24 protein-coding genes and 3 pseudogenes are annotated in these 26,839 nt (G+C 71.1%); 15 read left to right on the forward strand and 12 right to left on the reverse strand.

The window, feature by feature from the left end; genetic code table 11:
- Positions 1-154: 154 nt before the first annotated feature.
- Entirely contained in the window at positions 155-637 is a 483-nt protein-coding gene (locus EEJ42_RS14100; RefSeq protein WP_123100285.1) for a nuclear transport factor 2 family protein, read from the reverse strand.
- 185 nt (positions 638-822) lie between these two features.
- On the reverse strand, positions 823-1,836 hold the full coding sequence (locus EEJ42_RS14105; RefSeq protein WP_184503082.1) for an NADP-dependent oxidoreductase: 1,014 nt from the start codon (positions 1,834-1,836) through the stop codon (positions 823-825).
- Between the two features lie 112 nt (positions 1,837-1,948).
- Between EEJ42_RS14105 and EEJ42_RS14110 the strand changes: the two genes are divergently transcribed.
- From EEJ42_RS14110 to EEJ42_RS14120, 3 genes are all read left to right on the forward strand, one after another.
- Entirely contained in the window at positions 1,949-2,542 is a 594-nt protein-coding gene (locus tag EEJ42_RS14110) for a TetR/AcrR family transcriptional regulator (RefSeq protein WP_123100287.1), read from the forward strand.
- Positions 2,543-2,827: 285 nt separating this feature from the next.
- On the forward strand, positions 2,828-3,166 hold the full coding sequence (locus tag EEJ42_RS53840; RefSeq protein ID WP_123100288.1) for an STAS domain-containing protein: 339 nt from the start codon (positions 2,828-2,830) through the stop codon (positions 3,164-3,166).
- Positions 3,153-4,067: a sensor histidine kinase gene (locus EEJ42_RS14120; RefSeq protein WP_123100289.1), complete on the forward strand. Its 915-nt coding sequence runs from the start codon at positions 3,153-3,155 to the stop codon at positions 4,065-4,067. Before EEJ42_RS53840 ends, EEJ42_RS14120 begins: the two co-directional genes overlap by 14 nt.
- On the opposite strand, the gene EEJ42_RS14125 is transcribed toward EEJ42_RS14120, so the two are convergent.
- Complete coding sequence (locus EEJ42_RS14125) at positions 4,058-4,513, reverse strand: VOC family protein (protein WP_123100290.1); 456 nt, start codon at positions 4,511-4,513, stop codon at positions 4,058-4,060. The two genes, EEJ42_RS14120 and EEJ42_RS14125, sit on opposite strands and share 10 nt — an antisense overlap.
- Positions 4,514-4,615: 102 nt before the next feature.
- On the opposite strand from EEJ42_RS14125, the gene EEJ42_RS14130 reads away from it, so the two are divergent.
- Both EEJ42_RS14130 and EEJ42_RS14135 read left to right on the forward strand, forming a co-directional pair.
- A complete protein-coding gene (locus EEJ42_RS14130; RefSeq protein WP_342778286.1) occupies positions 4,616-4,921 on the forward strand; it encodes a MepB family protein in 306 nt (101 codons plus the stop codon).
- A 109-nt stretch (positions 4,922-5,030) separates the two neighbouring features.
- Positions 5,031-5,438 (forward strand): hypothetical protein, encoded by a 408-nt coding sequence (locus EEJ42_RS14135; RefSeq protein WP_246096713.1) that lies wholly within the window; start codon positions 5,031-5,033, stop codon positions 5,436-5,438.
- A gap of 70 nt (positions 5,439-5,508) precedes the next feature.
- On the opposite strand, the gene EEJ42_RS14140 is transcribed toward EEJ42_RS14135, so the two are convergent.
- From EEJ42_RS14140 to EEJ42_RS14150, 3 genes are all read right to left on the reverse strand, one after another.
- Positions 5,509-6,582, reverse strand: coding sequence for a PLL family lectin (locus EEJ42_RS14140; protein WP_184503076.1), 1,074 nt, complete (start codon positions 6,580-6,582; stop codon positions 5,509-5,511).
- Between the two features lie 172 nt (positions 6,583-6,754).
- On the reverse strand, positions 6,755-7,651 hold the full coding sequence (locus EEJ42_RS14145) for a helix-turn-helix domain-containing protein (protein ID WP_184503077.1): 897 nt from the start codon (positions 7,649-7,651) through the stop codon (positions 6,755-6,757).
- A gap of 273 nt (positions 7,652-7,924) precedes the next feature.
- Positions 7,925-8,326, reverse strand: a complete 402-nt coding sequence (locus tag EEJ42_RS14150; RefSeq protein ID WP_123100293.1) for an ATP-binding protein — start codon at positions 8,324-8,326, stop codon at positions 7,925-7,927.
- A gap of 159 nt (positions 8,327-8,485) precedes the next feature.
- Between EEJ42_RS14150 and EEJ42_RS14155 the strand changes: the two are divergent.
- The 4 genes and pseudogenes from EEJ42_RS14155 to EEJ42_RS14175 all read left to right on the forward strand — a co-directional run bounded on the left by EEJ42_RS14155 (position 8,486) and on the right by EEJ42_RS14175 (position 12,616).
- Positions 8,486-9,759 (forward strand): annotated as a pseudogene (locus EEJ42_RS14155) (NsdA family TPR-like regulatory protein).
- A gap of 62 nt (positions 9,760-9,821) precedes the next feature.
- On the forward strand, positions 9,822-10,688 hold the full coding sequence (locus EEJ42_RS14165; protein WP_123100296.1) for a YwqG family protein: 867 nt from the start codon (positions 9,822-9,824) through the stop codon (positions 10,686-10,688).
- 60 nt (positions 10,689-10,748) lie between these two features.
- On the forward strand, positions 10,749-11,486 hold the full coding sequence (locus EEJ42_RS14170; RefSeq protein WP_148081941.1) for a hypothetical protein: 738 nt from the start codon (positions 10,749-10,751) through the stop codon (positions 11,484-11,486).
- A 110-nt stretch (positions 11,487-11,596) separates the two neighbouring features.
- Positions 11,597-12,616 (forward strand): hypothetical protein, encoded by a 1,020-nt coding sequence (locus tag EEJ42_RS14175; protein WP_123100298.1) that lies wholly within the window; start codon positions 11,597-11,599, stop codon positions 12,614-12,616.
- Positions 12,617-12,643: 27 nt separating this feature from the next.
- On the opposite strand, the gene EEJ42_RS14180 is transcribed toward EEJ42_RS14175, so the two are convergent.
- Together EEJ42_RS14180 and EEJ42_RS14185 are read right to left on the reverse strand one after the other, a co-directional pair.
- A complete protein-coding gene (locus EEJ42_RS14180) occupies positions 12,644-13,318 on the reverse strand; it encodes a DUF4232 domain-containing protein (RefSeq protein ID WP_123100299.1) in 675 nt (224 codons plus the stop codon).
- 112 nt (positions 13,319-13,430) lie between these two features.
- On the reverse strand, positions 13,431-14,519 hold the full coding sequence (locus tag EEJ42_RS14185) for an AI-2E family transporter (protein ID WP_123100300.1): 1,089 nt from the start codon (positions 14,517-14,519) through the stop codon (positions 13,431-13,433).
- A gap of 114 nt (positions 14,520-14,633) precedes the next feature.
- Between EEJ42_RS14185 and EEJ42_RS14190 the strand changes: the two genes are divergently transcribed.
- Both EEJ42_RS14190 and dnaE read left to right on the forward strand, forming a co-directional pair.
- Complete coding sequence (locus EEJ42_RS14190; RefSeq protein ID WP_123100301.1) at positions 14,634-15,251, forward strand: TetR/AcrR family transcriptional regulator; 618 nt, start codon at positions 14,634-14,636, stop codon at positions 15,249-15,251.
- 12 nt (positions 15,252-15,263) lie between these two features.
- Positions 15,264-18,832 (forward strand): annotated as a pseudogene (gene dnaE / locus EEJ42_RS14195) (DNA polymerase III subunit alpha).
- 4 nt (positions 18,833-18,836) lie between these two features.
- Here the strand turns inward: dnaE and EEJ42_RS14200 are convergent.
- Complete coding sequence (locus EEJ42_RS14200; protein ID WP_123100302.1) at positions 18,837-19,733, reverse strand: alpha/beta fold hydrolase; 897 nt, start codon at positions 19,731-19,733, stop codon at positions 18,837-18,839.
- A gap of 328 nt (positions 19,734-20,061) precedes the next feature.
- Here EEJ42_RS14200 and EEJ42_RS14205 point away from each other — a divergent pair, with 328 nt between their 5' ends.
- A complete protein-coding gene (locus EEJ42_RS14205) occupies positions 20,062-22,065 on the forward strand; it encodes an AfsR/SARP family transcriptional regulator (protein WP_184503078.1) in 2,004 nt (667 codons plus the stop codon).
- Between the two features lie 11 nt (positions 22,066-22,076).
- On the opposite strand, the gene EEJ42_RS14210 is transcribed toward EEJ42_RS14205, so the two are convergent.
- Positions 22,077-23,474: an amidase gene (locus tag EEJ42_RS14210; protein ID WP_123100303.1), complete on the reverse strand. Its 1,398-nt coding sequence runs from the start codon at positions 23,472-23,474 to the stop codon at positions 22,077-22,079.
- Between the two features lie 192 nt (positions 23,475-23,666).
- Here EEJ42_RS14210 and EEJ42_RS14215 point away from each other — a divergent pair, with 192 nt between their 5' ends.
- Both EEJ42_RS14215 and EEJ42_RS14220 read left to right on the forward strand, forming a co-directional pair.
- On the forward strand, positions 23,667-23,804 hold the full coding sequence (locus tag EEJ42_RS14215) for an SCO1431 family membrane protein (RefSeq protein WP_123100304.1): 138 nt from the start codon (positions 23,667-23,669) through the stop codon (positions 23,802-23,804).
- 64 nt (positions 23,805-23,868) lie between these two features.
- On the forward strand, positions 23,869-24,579 hold the full coding sequence (locus EEJ42_RS14220) for a B3/B4 domain-containing protein (RefSeq protein WP_123100305.1): 711 nt from the start codon (positions 23,869-23,871) through the stop codon (positions 24,577-24,579).
- On the opposite strand, the gene EEJ42_RS14225 is transcribed toward EEJ42_RS14220, so the two are convergent.
- Both EEJ42_RS14225 and EEJ42_RS14230 read right to left on the reverse strand, forming a co-directional pair.
- A complete protein-coding gene (locus tag EEJ42_RS14225; protein ID WP_055546847.1) occupies positions 24,580-24,792 on the reverse strand; it encodes a hypothetical protein in 213 nt (70 codons plus the stop codon). It abuts the gene before it with no gap.
- A 132-nt stretch (positions 24,793-24,924) separates the two neighbouring features.
- Positions 24,925-26,499, reverse strand: coding sequence for an acyl-CoA mutase large subunit family protein (locus EEJ42_RS14230; RefSeq protein WP_123100306.1), 1,575 nt, complete (start codon positions 26,497-26,499; stop codon positions 24,925-24,927).
- A gap of 133 nt (positions 26,500-26,632) precedes the next feature.
- On the opposite strand from EEJ42_RS14230, the pseudogene EEJ42_RS50260 reads away from it, so the two are divergent.
- Positions 26,633-26,839 (forward strand): annotated as a pseudogene (locus tag EEJ42_RS50260) (hypothetical protein); the annotation flags it as partial.

Below are 26,839 nucleotides of genomic sequence, written 5' to 3' on the forward strand. Positions count from 1 at the left end.
CGTGTGCTCGCCGTCGGGCCAGGTGCGCAGCTCCCCGCGCACCGGCGGCCCCGGCGAAGGGGGCCAGGGCCGCGGGGTCGGGGGCGAAGGGGCCGGCCCCTCCGTGCAGGGCCAGGACGGGGCAGTCGATCCACGCTTCAGTGGTCGCTGCGCTTCATACGGCGTTGTCCATACCGACGAACAGTTTCGCGATACGCCACTCGCCTTCGGTGTGCTGCAGCGTGAACGTGTAGAAGCCGGTCGTGATCACGGTCGGGCTTCCACCTGCGTTCGACGTCAGCATGAGGTAGGCCCACACCACTGCCGTGCCGGCGTCCGCGCTGCGGAAGACCATGTTGGTCAGGTTGTGCCTGCGCTGATCGGTTTGCGCTTCCGTCGCATTCCGCGTCAAGTCGAGTATCGCCGCGCGTCCGATGAAGGGGCCTTGCTCGATCTCACCGGCGATCGTGAGCGTCATGGTGGCGTCTTCGGTCAGGACGCCCGCCAACGTCACCAGATCTCCGTGATCCAGGGCGAAGGCGTAGCGGGCCAGCGTCTGCTGGACGGCGAACCGCTCTGCAGGGTCGAGATCCACCTCTCCCGCTGGCGTTGTGTCGAGGTGGCTGCTTCCCCAGCCGAAAGCCGCAGTGGCCGTCATATCAAGCCTCGTTCGTGGTCGGTTGGCGGGCGAAAGATCGACCGCCCGCAGCGACAGCGGCGGCCAGGCGCTCCCGCCGGGCCGCCTGGTCGCCAGACTCGCCCCAAGCTCTCCGCATCGGCATCTTGATGGCCGCGGGCGCCCAGCGGACGGGAGTCCGGACGCGTCGGTGAAACGGCTCGTTCCTAAGCGACCGTGAGCACGATCTTGCCCTGGATGTGCCCCCGGGCGGCGCGCTCGTGCGCCGCTTGGGCATCCGCGAGCGCAAAGGTGCTGTCGATCCCGACGCGCAGCGTGCCCGCGTCGAGCAGGCGTAGCAGTTCGGTGAGCTGCGTGCCGCTCGAGCGGACCTGCGCGCTCGAGACCGTGACGTCCAGCTTCGCGGTCTCTTCTTCGCTGAAACCGCCAGGGAACACCGGGAAGAGCGCGCCGCCGCGCTTGATGGTGCTCAGGAAGCGCCTGGTGTCGGGACCCCCGACGGTGTCCAGGACGAGATCGACGTCACCGGCGACTTCCTCGGGCCGCTCCTTGGTGTAGTCGATGAACTCGTCGGCGCCGAGCTCGCGCAGGAACGTCTCGTGGGCGCCGGAGGCCACGGCGATGACGCGGGCTCCCTTCCACTTGGCCAGCTGGAGAGCGAGGTGCCCCACGCCACCGGCAGCGCCGTTGATGAGCACCGTGGTCTCGCTGTCGAGTGCCGTCGGGCGGTGCTGGGCCTCCTGGAACGGCGAGGGGTGGTCGTGCCCGAGCTCGATCAGGAACTGCCACGCCGTCAACCCCGACATGGCCAGGCCGGCGGCCCGCACGTGGTCAACGCCGGCCGGCTTGAGTGCGAAGTCCGATGCCGGCGCGGTGACGTACTCGGCGTACGCGCCGGCCTGGAGAAGGGTGGGGAAGCGCAGGAGGCCGGCCACCTCGTCTCCGGCCGCGAAGCCGTTGACGTCGGCCGCGACGGCTTCTACGACGCCTGAGACGTCGGTCCCCGGAATCAGGGGGAGATCGAACGTGGGCTTGACCTCAGGAGGAACGTCGGGCATTCCCTCACGCGCGTACCAGTCAGGAGGGTTGATGCCGACCGCGTGCACGCGGACGAGCACCTCGCCCGGCCCTGGCTGGGGAACCGGCGCCTCCTCGTGACGCAGCACCTCGGGGCCGCCGAAGTCGTGCAGCCGGATGGCCCTCATTGTGTGTGTGGACACGCTTTTCTCCTGCTCGCGCCGCGGGATAGACTTATTCGGATCAGCGGTCCAGGTAATCGGATCACTGATCCGGAATATACGGACCACTGATCCGAATAGTCAAGAAGGACGGATGAGAGCCGACGCCAGGAAGAACCGCGACCACCTGCTGGCAGTAGCGGGCACCGCCATCGCCGAGCACGGCGTCGACGTGTCCCTGCGCGACATCGCACGCAGAGCCGACGTCGGGCTCGCGACGCTCCTGCGGCACTTCCCGACGCGCGAGGCGCTGCTCGAAGCCCTGCTCCATACGAGCTTCGGCGAACTGACGGCAAAGGCAGGCGAGCTTGAGACGTCGAGCTCGCCCGAAGACGCTCTCGTTTCGTGGCTACGCGACTGCACCGCGTGGACAACCGAGTACCGCGGCGTGACCGTGCTGATGGCAGCCGCCATCGAGGACACCGAGTCTGCACTCCACGCTTCGTGCGTCACCCTGCGCGCGGCCGGCGCACGGCTTCTCACCCGTGCCCAGGCCGCGGGCATGGCGCGGACCGACATTGATGGCGCCGATTTGTTCGCACTGGTAGCGGCGCTCGCCTGGATCGGTGATCAACCCTCGCTGGCGCCACGCGCCGATCACCTCTTCGACGTTGTCGCAAGCGCGATCCTGACCAGCGCGGCGAGCAGCGATGCCGAGGGAACCCGCGGCGTTAACCATGACCGGTGAGTGGCCGAGGAGCCAGGCGAGGGCGACCTGGCAGCCGATACGAAACGTGGCCGCTGCCACGTGCTGCCCCCGTCCTCCCGTTTGAATGAGCCGCTAACAGCGCGGTCGGACACCACGGCATCCCTTTTACCGCCGCGGCCAGTCGATCTCCGTACGGTCACTGAGAGCGAGCAACAGGGTGTCCCTTGGTAGGTCCCCCTTACCGAGCTACGGTGAAAGAGGTGGTGCTTCCGGCGTCGAGGCCGGTGGAGGTGCGAACGTGGGCGCCTCGGACCGGTCGGGCACATGGCTGGCCGCCGAAAAAAGAGTGAGCGCACTGAAGATCCGCCCGCTCCCGGACCGGACTGGAATACGCGTCTCCGGCGAGGTCACCCAATCCACCCGGGCCTCGTGAGAGCAGGCGCCAAAGATGCTGTCCGCAGAAGTGGCGACGTGATGCTGGACTTGTCCGGGCTCACGTTCGTCGATGTCGGCGGTGCGACCGCCTTGGTGCTGGCTGCCCAGGACCTGGACGGCAGGCGGCGCTTGGTCATCAGGGGGCCGCCGCCAACGCCGTGGCGCACATGGGCTGCCTTGTTGCCCGACTCGGTGGCGATCGAGGCGATGACGCATGTGCGCGGCTGAGCCTTTCGCGCATCCGGCCTTGTTCTACCGAGGCGTCCGGGAGTTTGTGGCCGGGACGGTCCCGTTCATCGAGGAGGGTCTGGCCGCGGGCGAGCCGGTGGCGGTGGCCGTGCCCGCGAGTAACATCGGGCCACTGCGCGCGGAGCTGGGCGCAAGCGCCGAACAGGTGCAGTTCACCGACATGAGCCGGGCAGGGCGGAACCCGGGGCGGATCATTCCCCAGGTGCTGCGGGGGTTCGCCGACGCGCATCCCACCGAGCGGGTACGGATCATCGGCGAGCCGATCTGGCCCGCCCGTACACCGGCCGAATATCCGGCCTGTGTCCAGCACGAGGCACTGATCAACAAGGCCTTCCGCGGCCGGAAGGTCACCATCCTGTGCCCCTACGACGCCGTACGGCTCAACGCCGGATGGCTTGCCGACGCGTACACCACGCATCCCGTTGTCGTCGTCGACGGCAGGGAGCAGCGCAGTACGGCCTACGACGCCGACGGCGCTGTCTCCGCATTCAATGAACTCCTCGTGCCACCACCCTGGGCCGTCGTATTCGCGTTTGGCGCCGACCGTCTGCCCGGCGCGCGGGACCTGGCCGTCGAGCTGGCCAAGCGCCTCGGTCTGACAGGTGAGCGATGGGACGACTTTTCGCTTGCCGTCACCGAGTTGACCACCAACAGCGTGCGGCACGGCGGCGGCTCGGGCACCGTCTCGGTCTGGGACGACGGGACGCAGATCGTGTGCGAGGTGAGAGACCGAGGATGGCTGCGGGACCCACTGGCAGGCCGTCGCCCGCCCCAGCACGACGAGCCCGGAGGCCGGGGCCTGTTGACGGTCAACAACCTCGCCGATCTCGTCCGCGTCCACACCGGCCCCGAGGGCACGACCGTCCGCTTCTACATGTGACCACCGGCGGGCGGGTCGGCGTAGACGCCGCGCATCATGCCGGTGGCCTGGCCGACTTCGATGAGATAGCCGTCCGGGTCGCGCAAATAGCACCGCACCTCGGCCTTGCGATCGATGGGTGGCGTGAGGAATTCGGCGCCCTTCGCGCTCCACTCCCGGTGACACGCCTCGATGTCGGCGACGCGGAGGTTGAGGAAGCTGCTGACCGTGCTCGGGTCGGCGGGCGGGCGCAGGGTGACGTCCGGCTTGTCCGGGGTGGGGCCGCCGCCCGGGTTCATGATGATCCAGCCGTTGGCGAGCTTGATGGTGCAGGGGTTCTCCTCGAGCACCACTTCACCACCGAGGACGTCGGCGTAGAAGGCGCGGGACCGGGCCACGTCGGCCACCGTCAGAAAGTGGGTGAGGAGAAGCCCGGAATCCGGGGCAGGAAAGCCGTCATGGTGCATGCGAGACCTCCAGGCAAATCGGATGTTCTCCCCCATAATGGCGGACGGATGTCCATGGGCACGGATGAACACGGCCCTGGCAGGATGTGAGCATGGCGACGAATGAGCCGTGGGCGGATTTTCACGACGATTTGCTGGCGGCGAACACGCTGCTGTACGACCCGAGTGGCTTTCGTTGCTCACAACCCGCGAGACGTGCTGTGCGAGCACGGCATCGTGTCCCGTGGCGGCTCCGGCGGGAAGCGTGGCTTCCGCGTCTATCCACCGTGGGTGACCACGACCAATCGCCAGGCGAGCAGAACTCAGGCATGGCAGACAAAATACTTCTTGGATTTCACAGGGGACGGGTCTGTCGATATGGCGCGCGCCCGCGTCCTCTACAGCCGTGGAAGCCGTAGCTCCCCGTGAGCATTGATGACCCCAACGCCCCATTATGGATGAGGGGTTGACGCCTACCGGCCCGGGAGCATTTAGTGATCGCGACCAATCTGAAACGCGACTTCCCACGGGGGAATCCATGCGCACGCTCACCATGGCCGGAGGCATGCTCGCCGCCACCGGTCTCACCCTCGGCCTGATGTCCGCACCGGCATTCGCGACGCCCACTTCGGCGTCCGACGCCACCGCGGCGGCAGTACAGGGCCCCCCGCCGAAGGCGGGCAAGGGCAGCGTCAAGTGCAATGAAAACAATTCGCGGATCAACTTCTCCTGGAAGACCGGATACGCGAGCACCAAGGTGTACTACAACAACCACTGCCTGGGCGGCTTCAAGACCAAGGTTGCCTTCAAGTTCTGGAACGACGGGGCGACGCCCTGGTACAAGTGCGTCAGCTTCGAGGGAATGACCCAGGGCACGTACAAGTTCGCGCACATCAACGAGATCATGGGTGTCAGCAAAGACACCAAGAAGTGCGAGAAGAACTAAAAGGTAGATCCGCGAAGATCCGGGGGCTGCTCACGCGGCGGCGTGAGCAGCCCCCTGGGGCCCCGGAGGACTACTGTCCGGGGACGCCGAGCGAGTGCCAGGCCGACCAGTCGGTGTCGTCACCGGGGGTGTTCTGCCAGGTGCACCTGATGGTGCCGTCGCCGAAGAGGGCGAAGACCTCCAGGCGGCCGTCGGCGTTCGAGGCGACCACCGGGTCGCCGATCACGAGCAGGGCGCCGTTGTAGAGCGATGCCCAATGGGGCGACCACCGGCCGTCGGGGGCGGGGTTGGTCTGCCAGATGTGCTCGAGGGCGCCGCCTTCCTGACGGGTGAAGACGTCCAGCCGGCCATCGGTGTTCACGCCGACGGCGGGGGTGCCCACCGGATTGTCGCCGCCGAGCGATGTCCACCCCGGGGCCCATCCATTGCTGGGCTTGGTCTGCCAGATGTGCTCGATGGAGCCGCTCGGGCCGAGGACGAAGACCTCCTGCTGGCCGGAGGTGTTCAAGACGGCCGTCGGGTCGCCCTGCGGGGTGCCGCCGAGTTCGCCGAAGGCCCATCCGTCGACGTGGGGTCGCTGATAAGCGTGCAGAACGGTGAGCACCCCATTTTCGTCGTCGTAGCCGCGGACGAAGGCCTCCAGTCGGCCATCGGAGTCCTGGATGACCGCCATGTCGCCCATCACGTCGTCGACGAAGAGAACTTTCCAATCATCTCGCCATCCGTTGTTCGGGGCGGTTTGCCAGATGTGCTGGACGGAACCGTCCGTGGCACGGACGAAAACCTCCAGTCGGCCGTCGAAGTCCCTGGCGACGGTCGGCATGCCTGCCGCGGACGGGTTGCCGGGGAGCGATTCCCAACGCGACCATGAGGTGCTGTGGGGGGCGGTTTGCCAGGCGTGCTGGACCTTGCCGTCCGTAGTGCGGACGAAAGCCTCCATCCGAGCATCGAGGTTCGTGGCCACGACCGGGTCGCCTTGCAGGTTGCCGCCGAGCGATTTCCACCCCGACCATTCGTTGCGGCTCGGGGCCGTCTGCCAGTTGTGCTGAAGGGTGCCGTCGGAACCGCGGGCGAAGACCTCCAGCCCCTCGTTCGCATTGAGGCTGACCCAGGAGAAGGGGGAAACGTACCGGACGCTGCTCACCGTAGCCATGGCAATCCCTGACCTCTCTGGTGACGTGGTGACCATCTGCATAGCAACAGGGGTTGACCAGATGAGGTGCGGCCTTTTCCGGCGCAGGGTGGTATCCACCCCTCCGAAAGTCCTTTTACGACGATACGCCCCATGCGACTCCTCCGCGCTCCGGGCGAGCCGATCACGCGGCCGCAGGTGCGGCGGCGTGGCGGCAGTCGCGGCAGCGGGCACCGGGGGTGGGCGAGCGGAAGGCGCGGTCGCAGCCGTTGCAGTTCCGGAGGGGTACGACCACCGACCGGGGGCTGGGCGCGGGAGCCGCCGGGAGGGGTGACGGGAGCAGCGCGGTGAGGCGGTGCGCCAGGAACGCGGCGGGGTGGCGGAGGTCGGGCGGAAGGTTCGCACTGAGGGTGCGGCGTACGGCGTCGGGCGCGGCGCCGCGCTCCAGCCAGGCGGCCACGGCCGGGGCGAGGCGGCGTACGTCGCGCTCGGAGAGCAGTAACCGGTCGTCGTCGCGGCGGAGGGTGGCGAGGATGGCGGCCGCGGCGGGTGTGGGCGCGGTCGCGGCAACGGGCGCCGGGGCGGGTCCAGGCTCGGGCTCGGGTTCGGGGGTGTGGCGGGTGGGCGGCGGCGCGGGCTGCGGCTCGCGTACGGGCTGCACGGGTTGCGACTCGCGTACGGGCTGCACAGGTTGCGACTCGCGGGCGCGGCGGGTGCGCGTGGCTTCCGGGTGGTTGTACGCGTACGTCCGGGTCACGACCCGGCCGTCCGAGGTGCGCTCCCGGACGCGTTCGAGGTACCCGTACGCCTCCAACTCCCGTAGCGCGGCGGCGATCCGCTCCCGCCCCTCCGGGAACCGCTCGGCCAGCGTACGGATGTCCACCGGCGCGCCGTCCGGCAGCGACTGGATGTGCGCGGCGAGGCCGATCGCGGTGAGGGACAGTTCGCGGTGCTGGGTGAGGTGGTTGCCGACGATCGTGTAGCGGTTCGGGTGTCGTTCCCTCACATGGGTGACTCCGCCGGCGGATCGGCGAACGAGAGATAGGGCGCGCGCAGGCGCGCTAGGGTGCTGCTCAGCCATCGGGAAGCCCTACTTCCTCGGTGGTCAGGCCCTCGACTCGGGATGCCAGTCCCGGCCGGGGGCCGTCGCATGTCTGGGGTTGTTGTGCCCGAGCCTGCCGCGCCAATCCGTCCTCGCGCCAGCCGAGTTGGGCGGAATCACCCGTCCGGGTGACTAGTGTGAGGTTTGGATGGGTTGGGAGGGTTCTTTCCCAGGGTTCTTGGCTTTTGATGGCCCGCCGCACCGGCGCGCACCCCACCGGATCCAGGTTTCCGGGCCTCCGGTGGGACGGGCTCAGGCGGGGAGGTCGAGTTCGGCCCAGACCGTTTTGCCGATCAGCTCGGACCGAAAACCCCAGCGGTCCGCCAACTCCTCGACGAGCAGCAGCCCGTGCCCCGATTCGCGCGGCTCGCCGGTGTCGGTTTTGGGCCGCACGGAGGGCAGCCGCTCGGCACGGGGATCCTTCACCTCGATGCGGAGCGTCTCGGCGGTCGCGCTGAGCGCCAGCCGGAAGTTCCGCCCGTGCACGCGGCCGTGCAGCGCGGCGTTCGCGGCCAGCTCGGCGACGATCAGCGCCGCCTTCTCATGCGGCAGCTCCCAGGCGCGAATGCGCTCGGTCGCGAGCAGCCGGGCGAGACGGGCGCCCTTGCGGGTGGCGGAGATGCAGCACGCTGTAGTGCGAAGCGGAAGTGCCAGTTCGGGTGATGATGAGGGTGTTCCTTCCGCTCGCTACCCGGCGGCTGCCCCACCGAGTGGTTACCATCAGTCAACGCCCGGATGCGTCGTGTGGGGAGCTGCCACAATGTCTGCCACCTGTAGGCCAGTTGTGAACCAGGACCGACGATCGGGCCGGGCATGACCATCGGGGAGCGCATCCGCACAGCACGCACGGCACGGCGCCCCAAGTGCAGCCAGGCGAGGCTTGCGGACGAACTCTCAGTGGCGCGCTGGGGGAAGACGGGGTTCTGCGACCGGCAGCAGGTCTACCGATGGGAAACGGGACGCCGAGTGCCCCAGGTGTGGTTGCCGTTCATCGAACAAGTCCTCACCGTCAGTCTGTCCGAGGACAATGAGTCTGAGTTCGCCGATACCGTGACCTCGGTCATGATCCTGGGAGGCAGCGACGTGGACCGACGACAGTTCCTCGCTGCATCCGCCGCCGTCGGCCTGGCCGCGCTCGACCTCCCTGACACCGAAGCGGTCACCCGCCGTGTGAACCGTCCCGGCCCCGTGGCGGTCGGCATGGGCGAAGTCGCCGCCGTCCGCACCATGACCACCACCTTGGGCGATGCCGCTTCCGAGACCGGCGGCGGCCACGCCCGGCATCTCGCGGTGCGCTACCTCACCGTCGACGTCAAGCGATGGCTGGATGGCCGCTACGCGGACAAGGTCGGCCGCGAGCTGTTCGCCGCGACCAGCGAACTGGTGCACCTGATCGGCTGGATGGCCCGTGACGAGGGCGACCAAGGGCTGAGCCAGCAATACCACCTGCACAGCTTCAAACTCGCCGCCGAGGCCGGGGAGAACGAACTCGCGGCGACGGCCTTGCGCGGACTCGCCGAACAGGCCATCGACCTCGGCCACATTCCCACCGCCGTACGGCTCGCCGAGGCGTGCGAACAGCGCGGCCGGAGACTCGACAACCCCAAGGCGCTCGCGTACTACCGCAATACCCTCGCCCGCGCGGCAGCCGCCGACGGCGACCACCCCACCGCCACGACGATGCTCACCTCCGCCCAAGCCGCCATCGAGCAGGCGCCGTCCCGGCCGGGCCAATCCTGGGCGAGCCACTACAGCCACGGCCGGTGGCCCATGAATCGGGCATGATCCACGCCAAGCTCGGCGACCTCACCGCCGCAGAAGAACACCTCCATCTCGCCCTCGACATCCACGGCCTCGACCGCAAGCGCACCCGGGCGATCGTGCTCGCCGACCTCGGACACGTCCAGCTCAAACGCGGCAACAGCGAGACGGCTCTGGCCACCTGGAGGGAGTTCCTCGACTGCGCCGACGGCGTGCAGTCCGTACGGATCAACGACGGCCTGACCAACATCGCCGCCCGCGTCACGTCCATGCCCGACAGTCGGGCAGCCGCCGAACTCGGCGAGCGCATCGCCGCCCGAGCGTGACCGCACCGTGCGCGGGCCGTCCCCGGAGACAGCCCGCGCGCGGCGGCTGCGACACTGCCCCGATGGCCCTCACCACCGGCGCGCCCTCCGTCGACCTCGCACAGAGCCTCCCCGAGATCGCCCCGTACGCCCGGACGACGGTCCGGCTGCATCCCCGGCGGGGTGAGCCCGGTGTGCGGGACAGTCACATCGGCGGGCCCCTGTTGTGGCCGGGCGCCGAGCCGTGGCCGTATTGCGATGAGCACAAGGACATCAACGGCAGGCCGCTCGGCCCGTATCCGCTCGTCGCCGTGGCTCAGCTCACTGCCGCCGACTTCCCCGAGATCGCCTTTCCCGCCGGGACGGACCTCGCCCAGGTCCTCTGGTGCCCCGACTGGCACGACCAGCCGCACCCGGAGGGGTGGGGGCAGGCGTGCCGGGTGTTCTGGCGGCGGGCCGCGGACGTCGGCGAGGTGCTGGCCGAACAGCCCGATCCGGCGGAACACTGGGAGTACGACAGCGACATGGTGCCGCGCCCGTGCGTGCTGGATCCGGAGCGGGTGGTGGAGTACCCGTGGCCGGAGGAGTTGCCGGACGACCTCAGGGAGCGGCTGGACGACCACGCGTACGACGACGTGTCGACGGTCCCCGGCTGCAAGCTCGGCGGCGGCATGGGCTGGGCGACGACGGACATGCCGCTTTCGCTGACGTGCGGGGACTGCGGGGGCCCGCTCGCGCTGTTCGTGCAGTTCGATACGTACGAGTTCACGTACGGCGGCCGCGAACCGGACCGGTTCTGGCCGCTGGAGGAACGCCACCTCGAACCGGGCACCCCGGCCTTCAACGCGGCGCGCGAACCGACCGGCATGACGGTCGGCCGCGGCAGCCACGCGGGCCTCTTCCTCTGCGCGACGGACCCCACCCACCCGCCGTCCTTCTTCACCCAATGACCCGCTCACTCATTCGTCCAGGGTTCCTGTCGAACTGTTCGCCGACCGGGGGAGGTTGACGTGCGAGCCGCGGTACGCGCGGGGATAGCGGGCCATGCCGTCATGCTGGCGGTGGCCCTCCTCGCAGGGTGCGCCGACACGGAGAGCCCGTCCGTTGCTCCCCGTCCCGCCACGACGGCGCCCGGCGTCGACGGCGAGGCCGACCCGGAACGGGTCTTCACCGAAACCGAGCTGAAGGCCGCGCTCCCGCCCGCCGGGGCGTTGGGCAGGCACGCGAAGGTCATCGGGACGGACCTGGGGCTCTTCGGCCGGTACGGGGGAGGCGACTGGGCCCAGTGCCGGGCCGGGAACGACCTGCGCGTGGAGCTGAGGGGCTTCAAGGGGGCCAGCGCCCAGCAGACCGTGCACCGTGCACGCGCCGCGGAGAACGACCGGATCGTCACCGTACAGCTGGTGTCGATGCCCGCCGGGCGCGCCGAGCGCTATCTGAAGGTCCGGCGCGGACTCCACACATCCTGTCCGGACGTCACCGTCGACACGGAGGCCGCCCCCGTCCAGGAGCACCACGAGGCCCGGGATGTCGCCGCCCTCGGCGACGACGCGCTGCTGGAGATCTCGCGACGAACCGGCGGTGACGAGTACGACGGCACTCCGTCCTATGCCGTCGACGTCCGCGTCGGAGGCGTGCTCGCCATCGTGACGTCCGGCGGTGACAAGGAAACCGGCATCTCGCTCGCCGCGCGGACCGCCCAGCGCATCCGCACCGCGTTGTACGCGGCATCCGGGCCTTCGGACTGATTCGCCCAGTGACCAGCCGGCCAGAGTGAACCCGGTCCCGGGAACCCCATGGGCCCGGCAGCCGTCTTGGCTGCCGTCACCACGGAGTCGTACGGAGATCAGGGCGGGTCATGGCACACGAGGGAAACCAGTCGACCGGGCAGCCGGGTGGCGGCATCGGCGGGGCGCTCGGCGTGGTCAACCGCTACCGCCGCGCGCTGTACGGCTTCACCCTCCGCGTGTCCGCCCTGACCGCCGTGCTCGGCTGCGCGATCGTGGGTGGTGGGTTCGCGGCGGCGTGGGATGCCTTCGGGAGGGTCCGGGACTACGCGGACCGCAACATCGCCAACGAGGACTCCTACGTGGCTTACGCCGACGGTGGCCTGCCCCCGTTGGTCAGGGTCGGGTTCGTGGTGTCGCTGCTGCTGCTCGTTCTGGGGCTCCTCGTCGTGTCCGTCCTGCACACCGCGTACGCCGTCGGGGACTCCCATGCCGCGCGGGACGGCGGGCCGCTCTCCAGCCGCGAGGTGTGGCGGCGTACCCGTCGGCGCTTTCCCGCCGCCCTCGGGGTCAACGCGCTGACCGGACTGGCCGTGGGCGCCGTGGAGGTGGCGGGGCTGGTGCTGTGGAGCCTCGTGGACGGCAGCAAGGTGCCCGGTGTCGAGCCCACACCCCTGCACGAGACGGCGACCTGGCAGTACACGCTGGTGGGATGGGTGCTGCCGATCGCCATCGGGTGTCTCGGCCCGCTGCTGTACTCCCGCCTGGCGGTGGCCACCGCCGAGACGGTGCTGGAACGCCGTTCCCCGTTCGTGGCGCTGTACCGCTCGTGGGTGCTGACCCGCCGCGCGCGGTGGCGCACCCTCGGCATGGGCGCGCTGGTCACCGTGGCCGCCGTGCTCGTCTTCCTGCTGGCCCGGTACGCGGCCGCTCCCCTCACTCACCCCGCCGGGCTCGGCATGCTGTGGCTCAGCGACGACAACGTGTGGATCACCGGCGTGCTGGTGAAGATCCTGCCCACAGCCGTGGCCCTTCTCCTGCTGCCCCCGGTGGTCATGCCGCTGGTGTGCGCGGTGTTCGCGCGTCTCCACGGAGAGCTGGGCGCCGTTGAGGAGCGTAAGGAGAGCACCACGTCCGCTGCCGCGGTGTGACACACCGGGGCAGCGGACTCTCTCGGCTCAGCCGATGGGGTTGACGAAGGTGGCCGGGTGGGTGGCGCTCCGCTGGTCGACGAGGCCGCCCCAGGGCCAGTCCAGGGTGATCGACTTGGTCTCGTTCGGCGGGGTGATGACCGCGTAGGCGGGCGTCCAGGAGTCCTCGTCGTCCTCCCCGGCCAGGGCGAGGTTGATGGTGAAGTCGGTGCTGTCCCCCGGGCCCAGGGTGATCGAGCTGAACTTGGCCGAGGAGCGCTGAAGCGACCAGTCCCCGCTGCCGTGCTCGGTGTTGAGGTCCACGCCCGGGAAGCCGCCGATCTTGCAGCTGGTGCCGGTGGTGTTGGTGAGCACGATGCTGGTGGTCGTCGAACCCTCCGCGTTCGGGTCCGGGACCGCGTCCTCGCCCGTGGCGAACGCCGCCTTCAGGCCGTCGGTGTGGCAGCGCGGGGCGGACTGCTTGCCCGCGGCCCCCGCCTTCGTGCCGGCGTCCGCCTGGGACTCGGAGCCCTGCACCTCGGAGGAGCCCGCGCCCTCGCGGTCCGCGGCCGCGGCCGAGTCCGCCTTGCCCGACGTCTTCGCGCCGGCGGTGTCCGAGCCGTTGCATGCGGTGAGGGTCAGGGCGGCGGCCGCGGTGAGCGTCGCGGCGGCGACGCGCAGGGTGCGGCGGCGAGCGGTGCGGGCAGTGGTGGTGGCGTTCATTTCGGGTCCCCCCCGGGGCAGTTGGTGTCGTTGTTTCCTCGGTACGACAACCACTCTGGTCGGGACCGCTGCCGTGAAGCTGCCGCTCCACTGCCACTCCGCTAACGCCCGGCTAACCGAGGTGTTCCGGCTCCTGTAGCGGGTCGCTGAGCTGCTCGCGCGCGTAGTTCCAGACCACCGCGATCAGCGCGGCGACCGGTACGGCGAGCAGGCTGCCCACGACACCGGCCAGGCTGGCGCCCAGCGTCACCGCCAGCAGGATCACCGCGGCGTGCAGGCCGAGCCCGCGGCTTTGGATCATGGGCTGGAACACATTGCCCTCAAGCTGCTGCACCACCACGATGATCGCCAGAGTGATCAGCGCGTCCGTCGGGCCGTTGGCCACCAGCGCGATGAGCACCGCGACGAAGCCCGCGAACAGGGCGCCGACGATCGGCACGAACGCGGATACGAAGGTCAGCACCGCCAGCGGCAGCACCAGCGGCACGCCCAGAATCAACAGGCCGAGGCCGATGAAGACGGCGTCGAGCAGACCCACCAGCGCCTGGGACCGCACGAACGCGCCGAGCGTGTCCCAGCTGCGCGCGGCCACGGCGGGGACATCGGTGGCGAGCCGACCGGGCAGTTGGCGAGCGAGCCAGGGCAGGAACCGCGGGCCGTCCTTGAGGAAGAAGAACATCAGGAAGAGGGCCAGGACGGCGGTGACCAGACCACCGACCACGGCGTTCACTCCCGTGACGACAGTGGAGACCATGCCGCTGGCACTCTTTTGCAGGCGGGCGGCCGCAGTGTCGGTCGCCTGCGCGATCTGAGCGTCGTCGATGTTCAGCGGTGGCCCGGCGGCCCACTCGCGCACCTGGTGCATGCCTTGGGTCACGCCGTCGACCAGCTCGCCGGACTGGGATGCCACCGGGACCGCGATCAGCGCCACGACGCCCGTGGCGACCAGGAGGAACAGCGCGGTCACAGCCGACGCGGCCACGGCGGGAGGCCACCCGTGCCCGCGCAGAAAACGCGTCAGGGGCCAGGTGAGCGTCGTAAGGAGCAAGCCGACGATGAGCGGCCAGACGATCGACCACATCTGACCCAGAAGCCACAGGGCCACCGCGGTCATCGCGAGGACCAGGAGCAATTCACCGGATATACGCGCTGATGAGCGGAGTGCGCCGCGGGTTCTCGCGGAACTGAAGGTGGCAGGCATGGGACACCGTACCCCGTTCACGCTTCGCTATCGCTGCTGCCCAGGAGCGCTTTGGGCGACCATTCTGAACGACCGTCCTGAACGCTCGTTCAGAAGTGAGGTACGCTGCCCCGCATGCGACACCGCGAACAGCTCATGGCCGGGGCGAAGCAGTGCCTGGAGGAGCGGGGATACGCCCGCACCACCTCGCGCGACATCGCCGCCGCCGCCAACGCGCCGCTCGGCACGATCAACTACCACTACGGCTCGAAGGAAGCGCTGCTCAACGCGGCGCTCCTGGAGACGCTCCACGAGTGGGGCGAGAAGGTCCTGACCCGGTCGGCGGGGTCCGCCCGGGATGCCGGGGTGGGGCCGCGGCTGGAGGCGATGTGGGCGGGGATGGTCGGGTCCGAGGCCACGGACCGGCCGCTGCTGGTGGCCGGCGTCGAGGCGTTCGCGCAGGCCGAGCGGTTCCCGGAGATCCGTCAGCAGATCGCGGAGGCGTTCGAGCGGTCCCGTACGGAAATGGCGGCGGATCTGCACGGGATCGACGCCACCGACAGCGCGGAGGCGCGCGAACTGGCCCGCGCGGTCGGGTCGGTGCACATGGCGCTGGTCGCCGGGCTGACCCAGCAGTGGCTGATCGACCCCGAACACGCCCCGTCGGCGCGCGAGGTGGCCGCGGGGCTGCGGAGGATCGCCGAAGACCTTGACAGCGCCGAGGACCTCGACCCCGACGTCTCCGGCGCCTGACAGGGGTCAGCGGTGCCAGCCACACGCCCCTTCACGCATCTGCACGTCCACACGCAGTACTCACTCCTGGACGGCGCGGCGCGGCTGAAGGACATGTTCGCGGCCTGCCGGGAGATGGGCATGTCGCACATCGCCATGACCGACCACGGCAATCTGCACGGCGCGTACGACTTCTTCCAGCAGGCCACCGGCGCCGGGATCACCCCGATCATCGGCATCGAGGCGTACGTGGCGCCGGAGTCACGGCGCAGCAAGCGCAAGGTGCAGTGGGGGCAGCCGCACCAGAAGCGGGACGACGTGTCCGGCTCCGGCGGCTATACGCACAAGACGATCTGGGCGGCGGACAGGACCGGGCTGCACAACCTGTTCCGGCTGTCGTCGGACGCGTACGCCCACGGCTGGCTCCAGAAGTGGCCGCGGATGGACAAGGAGGTCATCGCCGAGCACGCCGAGGGGCTGATCGCGTCGACCGGGTGTCCGTCGGGTGAGGTGCAGACGCGGCTGCGGCTGGGGCAGTTCGACGAGGCGCTGAAGGCGGCCTCCGAGTACCAGGACATCTTCGGCCGGGACCGGTACTTCCTGGAGCTGATGGACCACGGCATCGAGATCGAGCGCCGGGTCCGGGACGGGCTGCTGGAGGTCGGGCGGAAGCTGGGCATCCCGCCGCTGGTGACGAACGACTCGCACTACACGTACGCGCACGAGTCGCAGGCGCACGACGCGCTGCTGTGCATCCAGACGGGGAAGAGCCTGGCCGTCGCGGACCGCTTCCGCTTCGACGGCACGGGCTACTACCTGAAGTCGGCGGACGAGATGTACGCGATCGACTCCTCGGACGCCTGGCAGGAGGGCTGCCGCAACACCCTCCTGGTGGCCGAACAGGTCGATGTCACCGGCTGGTTCACCAAGCGCGACCTGATGCCGCGCTTCGACGTGCCCGAGGGGTACACCGAGGTGACGTGGTTCCGGGAGGAGGTCCGCAGGGGCATGGCCCGCCGCTTCCCCGGCGGCGTGCCCGAGGACCGGGAGAAGCTGGCCGCGTACGAGATGGACGTCATCATCCAGATGGGGTTCCCGGGCTACTTCCTCGTGGTCGCCGACTTCATCATGTGGGCCAAGAACAACGGCATCGCGGTCGGCCCGGGGCGCGGCTCCGCGGCGGGCTCGATCGTCTCGTACNCGGCCCGGGGCGCGGCTCCGCGGCGGGCTCGATCGTCTCGTACGCGATGGGCATCACCGACCTCGACCCGGTCGAACACGGGCTGATCTTCGAGCGGTTCCTCAACCCCGAGCGCGTCTCCATGCCGGACGTCGACATCGACTTCGACGAGCGCCGGCGCGCCGAGGTGATCCGGTACGTGACGGAGAAGTACGGCGCCGACAAGGTCGCCATGATCGGCACGTACGGCACCATCAAGGCCAAGAACGCGATCAAGGACTCGGCGCGGGTGCTGGGCTACCCGTACGCGATGGGCGACCGCATCACCAAGGCCATGCCCGCCGACGTCGGCGGCAAGGGCATCCCGCTGTCCGGGATCACCGACCCGGAGCACCCGCGGTACGGCGAGGCGGGCGAGGTCCGGTCGATGTACGAGGGCGACCCGGACGTGAAGAAGGTCATCGACACCGCGCGGGGCGTCGAGGGCCTGGTGCGGCAGATGGGTGTGCACGCCGCGGGCGTGATCATGTCCAGCGAGCCGGTCGTGGACCACGTCCCGGTGTGGGTGCGGCACACCGACGGGGTCACGATCACGCAGTGGGACTATCCCACGTGCGAGTCGCTGGGCCTGCTGAAGATGGACTTCCTCGGCCTGCGCAACCTCACCATCATGGACGACGCCGTGAAGATGGTGCGCGCCAACAAGGGCATCGATCTGACGCTGCTCGACCTGCCGCTGGACGACCCCACGACCTTCGAACTCCTCGGCCGCGGCGACACGCTCGGCGTCTTCCAGTTCGACGGCAGCGCGATGCGCTCGCTGCTGCGCCTGATGAAGCCCAGCCACTTCGAGGACATCACGGCCGTCACCGCCCTGTACCGGCCGGGCCCGATGGGCATGAACTCGCACATCAACTACGCGCTGCGGAAGAACGGCCAGCAGGAGATCACTCCGATCCACCCGGGCGTCGAGGACGCGCTGAAGGAGGTCCTCGACATCACCTACGGCCTGGTCGTCTACCAGGAGCAGGTGCAGAAGGCCGCCCAGGTGCTCGCCGGGTACTCGCTCGGCCAGGCCGATCTGCTGCGCCGGGCGATGGGCAAGAAGAAGCAGGAGGTGCTGGACAAGGAGTTCATCCCGTTCCGGGACGGCTGCCGGGCGCGCGGCTACCCGGACGACGCCGTCCAGGCGGTGTGGGACGTGCTGGTGCCGTTCGCGGGCTACGCGTACAACAAGGCGCACGCGGCCGCGTACGCGCTCGTCTCGTACTGGACCGCGTACCTCAAGGCCAACTATCCGGCCGAGTACATGGCGGCGCTGCTGACCTCGGTGCGCGACGACAAGGACAAGTCGGCCGTCTACCTCAACGAGTGCCGCAAGATGGGCATCAAGGTGCTGCCCCCGGACGTCAACGAGTCCGACGCCGACTTCACGCCCCGCGGGGACGACACGATCGTCTTCGGCCTGACCGCCGTGCGCAACGTCGGGCAGAACGTGGTCGACTCCATCGTCCGCCGCCGCCGGGCCGCCGGGCGGTACGCCTCGTTCCCCGACTTCCTGGACAAGGTCGACGCGGTCGCGTGCAACAAGCGGACGATCGAGTCTTTGATCAAGGCGGGCGGGTTCGACGCGCTGGGGCATACGCGCAAGGGGCTCGCCGCCCGGTACGAGCCGATGGTCGACACCGTGGTGGCGGTCAAGCGGAAGGAGGCCGAGGGGCAGTTCGACCTCTTCGGGACCGGGGACGGTGGTGACGCCCCCGCCCTCGGACTCGACGTGGAGTTCCCCGACGACGAGTGGGAGAAGGCGTATCTGCTCGCCCAGGAGCGGGAGATGCTCGGGCTGTACGTCTCCGACCACCCGCTCTTCGGCGTCGAACACCTGCTGAGCGACAAGGCGGACGCCGCCATCGCCCAGCTGACGGGAGGTGAGCACGCCGACGGGGCGATCGTCACCATCGGCGGCATCATCTCCGGCCTCCAGCGCAAGATGACCAAACAGGGCAACGCCTGGGCCATCGCCACCGTGGAAGACCTCGCGGGCTCGCTGGACTGCATGTTCTTCCCCGCCACGTATCAGCTGGTGTCCACCCGGCTCGTGGAGGACGCGATCGTCCTCGTCAAGGGACGGCTCGACAAGCGCGAGGACGTGCCCCGGCTGGTGGCCATGGAGCTGGCCGTGCCCGACCTGAGCGCCGCCGATGCCCCGCTGTGCCTCGACATGCTCGCGGCGCACGTCACCCCGCGGTCCGTCCAGCAGCTGAAGGAGATCCTCCAGGCCCACCCGGGCCCCAGCGAGGTGCGGCTCCGGGTCCGCGGCCCCGCCAGGACGACCGTCTACCGGCTGGGCTACCGCGTCAGCGCCCAGCCGGGGTTCTGGGCGGACCTCAAGGCGGCGGTGGCGGTGACCCGGGCGGTGTGAACTGTCAGGAAGGGCGGGCGAGGAGCGCGCGGAGCGCCTTCGCGACGTCCGCGGGTGCCTCCTCGGCCATGAAGTGGCCGTACGCCACGGTCTCGTGGTGCAGGTCGGGCGCCCACGCGCGCCACAGCGCCTCCGCGTCGAACCCGAGGGCGGCGCCCCAGTCCTGCTGGAGCACGGTGACCGGCATCCGCAGCCGGTGGCCCGCCTCCCGGTCGGCCCGGTCGTGGGCGACGTCGATCCCGGCGGAGGCCCGGTAGTCGGCGACGATCGAGGGGACGGCGGCGCGGCAGGCGTCCAGGTACGCGGCGCGGACGGCGGCGGGGATCGCGGCGGGGTCCGTGCCCCAGAGGTCGAGGAAGTGGCCGAAGAAGGCGTCCGGCGCGGCGGCGATCATCCGCTCGGGCAGGCCCGGGGGCTGCGCCATCAGATACAGGTGGAAGCCGACCGCCGCGGTGGTGCCGTGCATCGCCTCCCACATGTCGAGGGTCGGCAGCACGTCGAGGGCGGCGAGGTGGGTGACGGCGTCCGGGTGGTCGAGCCCGGCACGGAAGGCGACCAGGGCGCCGCGGTCGTGACCGGCGAGGGCGAACCGGTCGTGGCCCAGGGCCCGGGCCACGGCCACGATGTCGGCGGCCATGGTGCGCTTGGCGTACGTCGCGCCGTCGGCGGCCTCGGCCGGTTTGTCGCTCGCGCCGTAGCCGCGCAGATCGGGGCAGATGACGGTGTGGTCGGCCGCCAGGTCGGCCGCGACGTGCCGCCACATCAGGTGCGTCTGCGGGAAGCCGTGCAGCAGGACGACGGGGGTGCCGGTGCCGCCGACGGCGACGTTCAGGGCGACACCGTCGTCGGTGACGGGGATGCGGTGGTGGGCGAAGCCGGGGATGGCGGGGATCTGTGGCATGGCGCGTGCTGCTCTCGGCTGGTGGCGGATCCGCCGGGTTTTCCGGCGGACGTGTCGAGGGTGCCGCGCCCGGATCAGCAGCGGGTCAGCGCGGGCGGGGGCCGCCTTGCCGATCAGGCCGGATGGCGGCGAGCGGGATCTGGTGGGTGCGGGGCCCACCAGCGGTGGCGCAAGGTGGCGTGCCAGGTGGCGCGAGGCCGCCGCGCTCGGTGCCGCCACGCTCCGCGCTGGGTGCCGCCAGGCGCCGGGCACGGTGCCGCGAGGCGCCGGGCACGGTGGCGGGCCCGGCGTTGGGAGTCCGGCTTGGCCGCCCGGTTACGGTGGCCGGGTGACGTGGGAACGGGTCGCGTTCGGTGTGCTCGGGCCGGTGGTGGCGGAGGGCGACGGCGGCGTGCTCGCTTTGAAGGGGCCGCGGCACCGGGCGGTGCTGGCGCGGCTGATCGTGGCCCGCCGCCGGGTCGTACCGGTGTCCCGACTCGTCGAGGACCTGTGGGACGAGCCCCCGGCGGGGGCCGTGGGCGCCGTACAGACCTTCGTCGGCGCCCTCCGCCGCGCCCTGGAACCCGACCGTCCGCCGCGCGCCCGGTCCCGGCTGCTGGTCACCGAGGGACCCGGGTACACGCTGCGGGCGGCGCCGGACGCCGTGGACGCGTGGCGCTTCGAGGCGGCCGTCGCCGCCGCTACGGACCTGCCGCCCGCGGCGGCGCTGCGACGGCTCGGCGAAGCGCTGGAGCTGTGGCGCGGTCCGGCGTACGCCGAGTTCGAGCGGGCGGACTGGGCCCGTGGCGAACGTTCCCGCCTCGCCGAACTGCGGCTCCGGGCCGTCGAGCAGCGCGCCGAGACCCTGCTCGCGCTGGACCGCGCCGCCGAGGCGGTCCCCGACCTCGACGCCCACCTGACCGAGCACCCCTGGCGCGAGGACGCCTGGCGCCTGCTGGCCCTCGCGCTGTACCGCGCGGGCCGCCAGGGGGACGCGCTGGCCGTCCTGCGCCGGGCCCGCACCACGCTGATCGACCAGCTCGGCCTGGACCCCGGCCCCCGCCTCCGCCGCCTCCAGGCGGACATCCTGGCGCAGGACCCCGGGCTGGAGGCCGGGGCAGGCGTCGCGGCCCGGGTGTGGACGGAGGCGGCGGCGGTCTACGACCGTACGGTCGGCGGTGGGGCGCGGGCGCGGCTGGAGGCCGCGGTGGGGCTGATCCGGAACCTCGCGGTGACCGGCGGCGGGGGGCTGGAGGCGGCCCGCGAACACCGGCTGGCCGCCATCACCGCCGCCGAGGAGTGCGGCGACCCGGAGCTGACCGCGCGGGTGATCGGCGCGTACGACGTGCCCGCGATCTGGACCCGTAGCGACGATCCGGAGCTGGCGGAACGGATCGTCGGCGCGGCCGAACGTGCCCTGACCGCGCTGCCCTCGCTGCCCTCCCTGCCCGGGGGCGGCGCGGCACGCTGCCGTCTGCTGGCCACCATCGCGCTGGAGATGCGCGGCACCCGCTCCCCGCGCGGGCCCGCGGCGGCGCGAGAGGCCGAGGAGATCGCCCGGCGGCTGGACGATCCGGCGCTGCTGGTCTTCGCCCTCAACGGCGCGTTCATGCAGTCCTGCACCCGCGCCGGGCTCGCGCCGCGGCGGGACGCGATCGGCGCCGAGCTGATCTCGGTGGCCGCCCGGCACGGGCTGGTGACGTACGAGGTGCTGGGCCACCTGGTCCGCCTCCAGGCGCGCGCCGCGCTCGGCGACTTCCCGGCCGCGGACGAGCACGCCGCCGCCGCGGACCGGCTGGGCGCGCGCCACGAACTGCCGCTCGTGGGCGTCTTCACCGAGTGGTACGGGGCGCTACGGCTCGCCGCGGCCGGAGAGACGGCCCGGGCCGAGGCCGCGTACCGGGCGGCGGCCACACGGCTGGAGGGCGCCGGGATGCCGGGCGTGGAGCGGGGACTGCTGCCGCTGGCGCTGCTGTGCGTACGGCTGGCGGACGGGGAGCGCTCCGCGCGGGAGGCGGGCCGGGCCGTCGACCTGGACGCGGACTGGGGCCCGTACCGCCCCTGGGCGGAACCGTTCGCCCTGCTCGGCGAGGGCGCCACCGCCGAGGCACGGACGGCGCTGCGCGCCCTGCCGGAGCCACCGGCGGACCTGCTGTACGAGGCCCTGTGCTGCCTGGAGGCGGCGGTAGCCCGGGACGTCGGCGACCGCGACACCCTGGAGCGAACCCACGCCCGCCTCCTCCCGGCCGCGGGCCAGCTGGCGGGCGCGGCCAGCGGCCTGCTGACGCTCGGCCCGGTGGACACCCACCTGTCCGCGCTGGCGAAGGCGCTGGGCACACGCCCGGCAGACTGAGCAGCCCGGCCCTACGGCCAGCGGTCGTACCACCTCTGGTCGGCCTCCAGCTGGGCAGCCAGGGAGATCAGCAGGGGTTCGCTACAGGCCGGGCCCAGGAGTTGGGCGCCCAGGGGGAGGGTGGTGGCGGGGTCGGCGAAGCCCGCTGGGACGTTGACGGCGGGCCAGCCCAGGACGTTCCAGGGCCAGGCGTACGGGCAGGCCGCGATCATCGCGCGGTCGGTGTGCCAGCCGGACAGCCGGGCCATGGCGCCGATGGGCGGGGGCGGGGTGGCGGTCGTCGGGGAGACGACGACGTCGTACCGCTGGAAGATGGCCCCGACCCGGCGCCGCAGGGGCTCTTCGGCGGCGCGGGCGAGGCGCAGGGCGGTGCCGCGCAGGAGGCGGCCGTTGCGGGCGGCGGCGCGGGTGCGGACGTCCAGCAGGAGCGGATCGGGGACGCGGGCCGCCCATTCGCACAGGCCCGCGGTGGCGCGGGGCAGGAAGGCGAGCCCGACGGCGCCGTAGCGCGGCTCGGCCTCCTCGACCTCGTGGCCGAGGGCGGCGAGCCGTTCGGCGAGCCGGGTGACGGCGGCGCGGACGGCCGGGTCCAGGCTTTTCGGCGTGCCCGTGAAGGCGGGCTTGAACGACAGGGCGATCCGCAGCCGCCCCGGGTCGCGGCCCGGGGCGGACAGCACGTCCACGGGGTCCGGACAGTGCAGGTCGCCGTCACGGTTGCCGCTGGCCGCGTGCAGCAGCAGGGCGGCGTCGGCGACGGTGCGGGCGAGCGGGCCGTGGCAGGTGATGCCGTTGAAGGACTCGGCGTCCGGCCAGGTGGAGATCCGGCCACGCTGCGGTTTGATGCCGACGAGATGGGTCCAGGCAGCGGGGATGCGGACCGAGCCCGCGCCGTCCGAGCCGAGCGCGGCGGGGACCAGCCCGGCGGCGACGGCGGCCGCGGCGCCGCCGGAGGAGCCACCGGGGGTGTGGGCGAGGTTCCAGGGGTTGCGGGTGTCGCCGAAGGCGGGGCCCTCGGTGAACGGCCACTGGCCCAGCTCGGGCGTGTTCGTCTTGCCGACGATCACGGCCCCGGCCGCCCGCAGCCGCCGTACCGCCTCGCCGTCCTCCGTCTTGGCCGGGAAGTCGCCACAGCAGCCGAAGGCGGTCGGCTCGCCCGCCACGTCCGTATCGTCCTTGACCGCGATGGGCACCCCGAGGAGCGGCAGCCGCTCACCCGCCGCCAGCCGCCGGTCGGCGTCGGCGGCCTCGCGCAGCGCGGCCTCGGCCCGGACGCGCCGGAAGGCGTTGAGGGTGGCCTGAGTCTCGGCGATGCGGCGCAGCGCCTGCTCGACCAGCGCCCGCGAGGTCACCTCGCCGTCGGCCAGCGCCTTGACCTGCTGGCCCAGCCCCTTCGGAATGACGCTGGTCAACGATGGACCTCCTCGCTCTCACACCTAGGTGAATTAGGCCACTCCCCCTTTACCCGGGGAGGGGACGCCACGCACCCTGGGCAACAGTGGTTGCCCGTTTCATCACCATCATCACCATCCTCCTCAGCATCTCCAAGCAGACTCAGCATCGATAAGCAGACTCAGCTTCTCCAAGCAGCAAGGACGACCCGCATGACCGAGATCGCCGTCCCGCGCACCGGCACCGGCGGCCCCTCCGGCTCCGACCACGACAAGCTGGTGGAGCACGCCATCGGCTGGGTCCTCGCCATCGTGATGGCGATGCTCACCGTCCAGATCGGCCTGTTCTAGGACCGCGGACAGGACCCCGGACGGTGCATAAAACTGCACCGACGCGTATGTCATAGTGGACTGCATGACGACGTCCACCGCATCCCACTGGCTCGCTTCCGCCACCGTCGACCCCGCCGTGCACGCGCTGCGCCCCGACTACCGCGCGCTGCTCATCACCGCCGAGGGCCTGCGCCCAGGGCCCAGTGACGAGCTGAGCGAGAAGTGGCTGTCGGCCGCCGAGACGGAGGCGCGGGAGCGCTTCGGGGACGGGCCGGTGGAGGAGCATCCGCATCTGGCCGCATGGCGCGAGGCGTTCCGCGGATTCGGCGCGAAGCCGCAGCGCACCCGCCCCAGCGCGGAGGCGCTGCTGCGCAGGCTGGATGCCGGACTGCCCCGGGTGGACCGGCTGACGGACCTCTACAACGCGATCTCGGTCGCCCACGTGATCCCGCTGGGCGGCGAAGACCTCGACCACTACACCGGCGCAGCCCGGCTGGTGCGCGCCACGGGCGACGAGGCGTTCGAGACGACGGCGAGCGGCGAGCCCGCCGTGGAGCACCCTGCGCCCGGCGAGGTGGTGTGGCGGGACGACGCGGGCGTCACGTGCCGTCGCTGGAACTGGCGGCAGTGCACCCGCACCCGGCTCACCCACACCACCACCCGCGCCATGTTCGTGCTGGACGCGCTCGGGCCGATGGACGACGCCGCGCTGACGGCGGCCGGCGACCGGCTCAGCGAGGCGCTGGCCGAGTCCGGCCCCGGCGTCGTGATCGCCTCCCGGCTCGTGAGCTAGCTAGAACAGCGGCTGCTGACCCGGGGTCGGCGGCTCGTCCCCGCCGAACAGCTTCGGCGGGGTGGTCAGCAGCGGCGCGATCCGCCGCGACCCGGGGCACGAGACCAGCTCGTAGTCGGAGCGGCGGCCGGGCGGATCGTGGCGGGCGAAGCGCCCGCCGACCACCGCGATCTCACGGGTGCAGACCGGACAGGTGCGGCGGGGAGCAGACATGACCCCAGTGTCGCTCACCCACCGCGGATGTCCCGGGCGAGTTTCCGGGCCGAACCCGCCTTCGCCCAGGCGGGACGCGCCGTCATAGCGGAGGCGGGGGTGACCACGTAGCAGGTGTCCGTCCGTTACCGCTCAGAATGCGTCAGCCGGGACATACGTGCCCCACACTTCCCGCAACGCGTCGCACACCTCGCCGAGCGTGGCCCGCGCGGCGAGCGCGTCCTTCATCGGGTAGAGCACATTGGCCGTGCCCGGCTCGCTCTCGGCCGCCTTCTTCAGCGCCGCCAGCGCCGCCCCCACCGCCGCGCGGTCCCGCCCGGCCCGCAGCCGGGCGAGCCGGTCGCGCTGGCGCTCCTCGATGGCCGGGTCCACGCGCAGCGGCTCGTACGGCTCGTCCGCGTCGGTCCGGAACCGGTTCACCCCGACCACCACCCGCTCCCCCGCCTCCTGTTCGCGGGCGATGCGATACGCGTTGCGCTCGATCTCGTCCTTCTGGAAGCCCTGTTCGATGGCGGCCACGGCCCCGCCCAGATCCTCCACCCGGCGCATCAGGTCCACCGCCGCCTCCTCGACGGCGTCGGTCAGCGCCTCCACCGCGTACGAGCCCGCGAACGGGTCGACGGTCGCCGTCACATCCGTCTCGTACGCCAGCACCTGCTGCGTGCGCAGCGCGAGCCGGGCCGAGGTGGCGGTGGGCAGGGCGATGGCCTCGTCGAAGGCGTTGGTGTGCAGCGACTGGGTACCGCCGAGCACCGCCGCCAGCCCCTGGACGGCGACCCGGACGAGGTTCACCTCGGGCTGCTGGGCGGTGAGTTGGACGCCCGCGGTCTGCGTGTGGAAGCGCAGCATCTGCGACTTCGGATCGCGCGCCCCGAACTCCTCGCGCATCACCCGCGCCCAGATCCGGCGCGCGGCGCGGAACTTGGCGACCTCTTCGAGGAGGGTCGTACGGGAGACGAAGAAGAAGGAGAGGCGCGGCGCGAAGTCGTCCACACCCATGCCCGCCGCGAGCGCCGTACGGACGTACGCGATGCCGTCCGCGAGCGTGAACGCGATCTCCTGCGCGGGCGAGGCACCGGCCTCGGCCATGTGATAGCCGGAAATCGAGATCGTGTTCCACTTGGGCAGCTCGGCCCGGCAGTACTGGAAGATGTCCGCGATGAGCCGCAGCGAGGGCGCGGGCGGGAAGATGTACGTGCCGCGCGCGATGTACTCCTTGAGGACGTCGTTCTGGATGGTGCCGGTCAGCCGCTCCCCCGGCACCCCCTGTTCCTCGGCGACGAGTTGATAGAGGAGCAGCAGCAGCGCGGCGGGCGCGTTGATCGTCATCGACGTCGAGACCTGGTCGAGTGGAATACCGTCGAACAGGATCCGCATGTCCTCGATCGAGTCGATGGCGACGCCGACCTTGCCGACCTCGCCGTGCGCAAGCGCCGCGTCGGAGTCGTAGCCCATCTGGGTGGGCAGGTCGAACGCGACCGAAAGGCCGGTCGTGCCGTGCTCGATCAGCTCCCGGTAGCGGGCGTTGGACTCGGCGGCGGTGCCGAACCCCGCGTACTGACGCATCGTCCACGGACGGCCGGTGTACATCGACGGATAGACGCCGCGGGTGAAGGGGTACGCACCGGGCTCGCCGAGCGCGCCGCGGTCGCGACCGGGCCCGTACACCGGCTCGATCGGGAATCCCGACTCCGACTCGCGCGCCATGGGTCCCTGCCTTCTGGTGGCTTATACCTGCCCTTGTGCCCATTCAGGGCCTTCTTCACAGCATGCGCCGATGTTCGGCGCATGGCAGCCCCGGGCAACATTCCGGGCGACGAACCGGTGAAGAGGGGGATCCATGCACGGAAGATCGGTCGTCCGCACCGCACTCGCCACGGCCGCCGCGGCGGCGCTCGTGGCGGGCTGCCGGGGCGAGACGGTGACCCTGGACGGACAGCGACATACGAGAGCGGAGCCGCGTGCGGGCGCGAGCACGGCGAGCGCGGCGCCCCGCACCCCGGCGGCCGCGCCGCGCCCGCACCGCACGTTCACGCACACCCCGCGG

Source organism: Streptomyces botrytidirepellens, from assembly GCF_003721215.1.
GTDB lineage: Bacteria > Actinomycetota > Actinomycetes > Streptomycetales > Streptomycetaceae > Streptomyces > Streptomyces himastatinicus.

Bases quoted from the DNA above. Each gene is read 5' to 3' on its own strand.
- EEJ42_RS14165 (WP_123100296.1), top strand. From the start codon at position 9,822: ATGGCCCTCACCACCGGCGCGCCCTCCGTCGACCTCGCACAGAGCCTC.
- EEJ42_RS14215 (WP_123100304.1), top strand. From the start codon at position 23,667: ATGACCGAGATCGCCGTCCCGCGCACCGGCACCGGCGGCCCCTCCGGC.
- EEJ42_RS14145 (WP_184503077.1), bottom strand. From the start codon at position 7,651: ATGGCTGAGCAGCACCCTAGCGCGCCTGCGCGCGCCCTATCTCTCGTT.
- EEJ42_RS53840 (WP_123100288.1), top strand. From the start codon at position 2,828: ATGGCTGGCCGCCGAAAAAAGAGTGAGCGCACTGAAGATCCGCCCGCT.
- EEJ42_RS14200 (WP_123100302.1), bottom strand. From the start codon at position 19,733: ATGCCACAGATCCCCGCCATCCCCGGCTTCGCCCACCACCGCATCCCC.
- EEJ42_RS14110 (WP_123100287.1), top strand. From the start codon at position 1,949: ATGAGAGCCGACGCCAGGAAGAACCGCGACCACCTGCTGGCAGTAGCG.
- EEJ42_RS14120 (WP_123100289.1), top strand. From the start codon at position 3,153: ATGTGCGCGGCTGAGCCTTTCGCGCATCCGGCCTTGTTCTACCGAGGC.
- EEJ42_RS14180 (WP_123100299.1), bottom strand. From the start codon at position 13,318: ATGAACGCCACCACCACTGCCCGCACCGCTCGCCGCCGCACCCTGCGC.
- EEJ42_RS14135 (WP_246096713.1), top strand. From the start codon at position 5,031: ATGCGCACGCTCACCATGGCCGGAGGCATGCTCGCCGCCACCGGTCTC.
- EEJ42_RS14100 (WP_123100285.1), bottom strand. From the start codon at position 637: ATGACGGCCACTGCGGCTTTCGGCTGGGGAAGCAGCCACCTCGACACA.
- EEJ42_RS14190 (WP_123100301.1), top strand. From the start codon at position 14,634: ATGCGACACCGCGAACAGCTCATGGCCGGGGCGAAGCAGTGCCTGGAG.
- EEJ42_RS14130 (WP_342778286.1), top strand. From the start codon at position 4,616: ATGAGCCGTGGGCGGATTTTCACGACGATTTGCTGGCGGCGAACACGC.
- EEJ42_RS14185 (WP_123100300.1), bottom strand. From the start codon at position 14,519: ATGCCTGCCACCTTCAGTTCCGCGAGAACCCGCGGCGCACTCCGCTCA.
- EEJ42_RS14220 (WP_123100305.1), top strand. From the start codon at position 23,869: ATGACGACGTCCACCGCATCCCACTGGCTCGCTTCCGCCACCGTCGAC.
- EEJ42_RS14125 (WP_123100290.1), bottom strand. From the start codon at position 4,513: ATGCACCATGACGGCTTTCCTGCCCCGGATTCCGGGCTTCTCCTCACC.
- EEJ42_RS14225 (WP_055546847.1), bottom strand. From the start codon at position 24,792: ATGTCTGCTCCCCGCCGCACCTGTCCGGTCTGCACCCGTGAGATCGCG.
- EEJ42_RS14175 (WP_123100298.1), top strand. From the start codon at position 11,597: ATGGCACACGAGGGAAACCAGTCGACCGGGCAGCCGGGTGGCGGCATC.
- EEJ42_RS14230 (WP_123100306.1), bottom strand. From the start codon at position 26,499: ATGGCGCGCGAGTCGGAGTCGGGATTCCCGATCGAGCCGGTGTACGGG.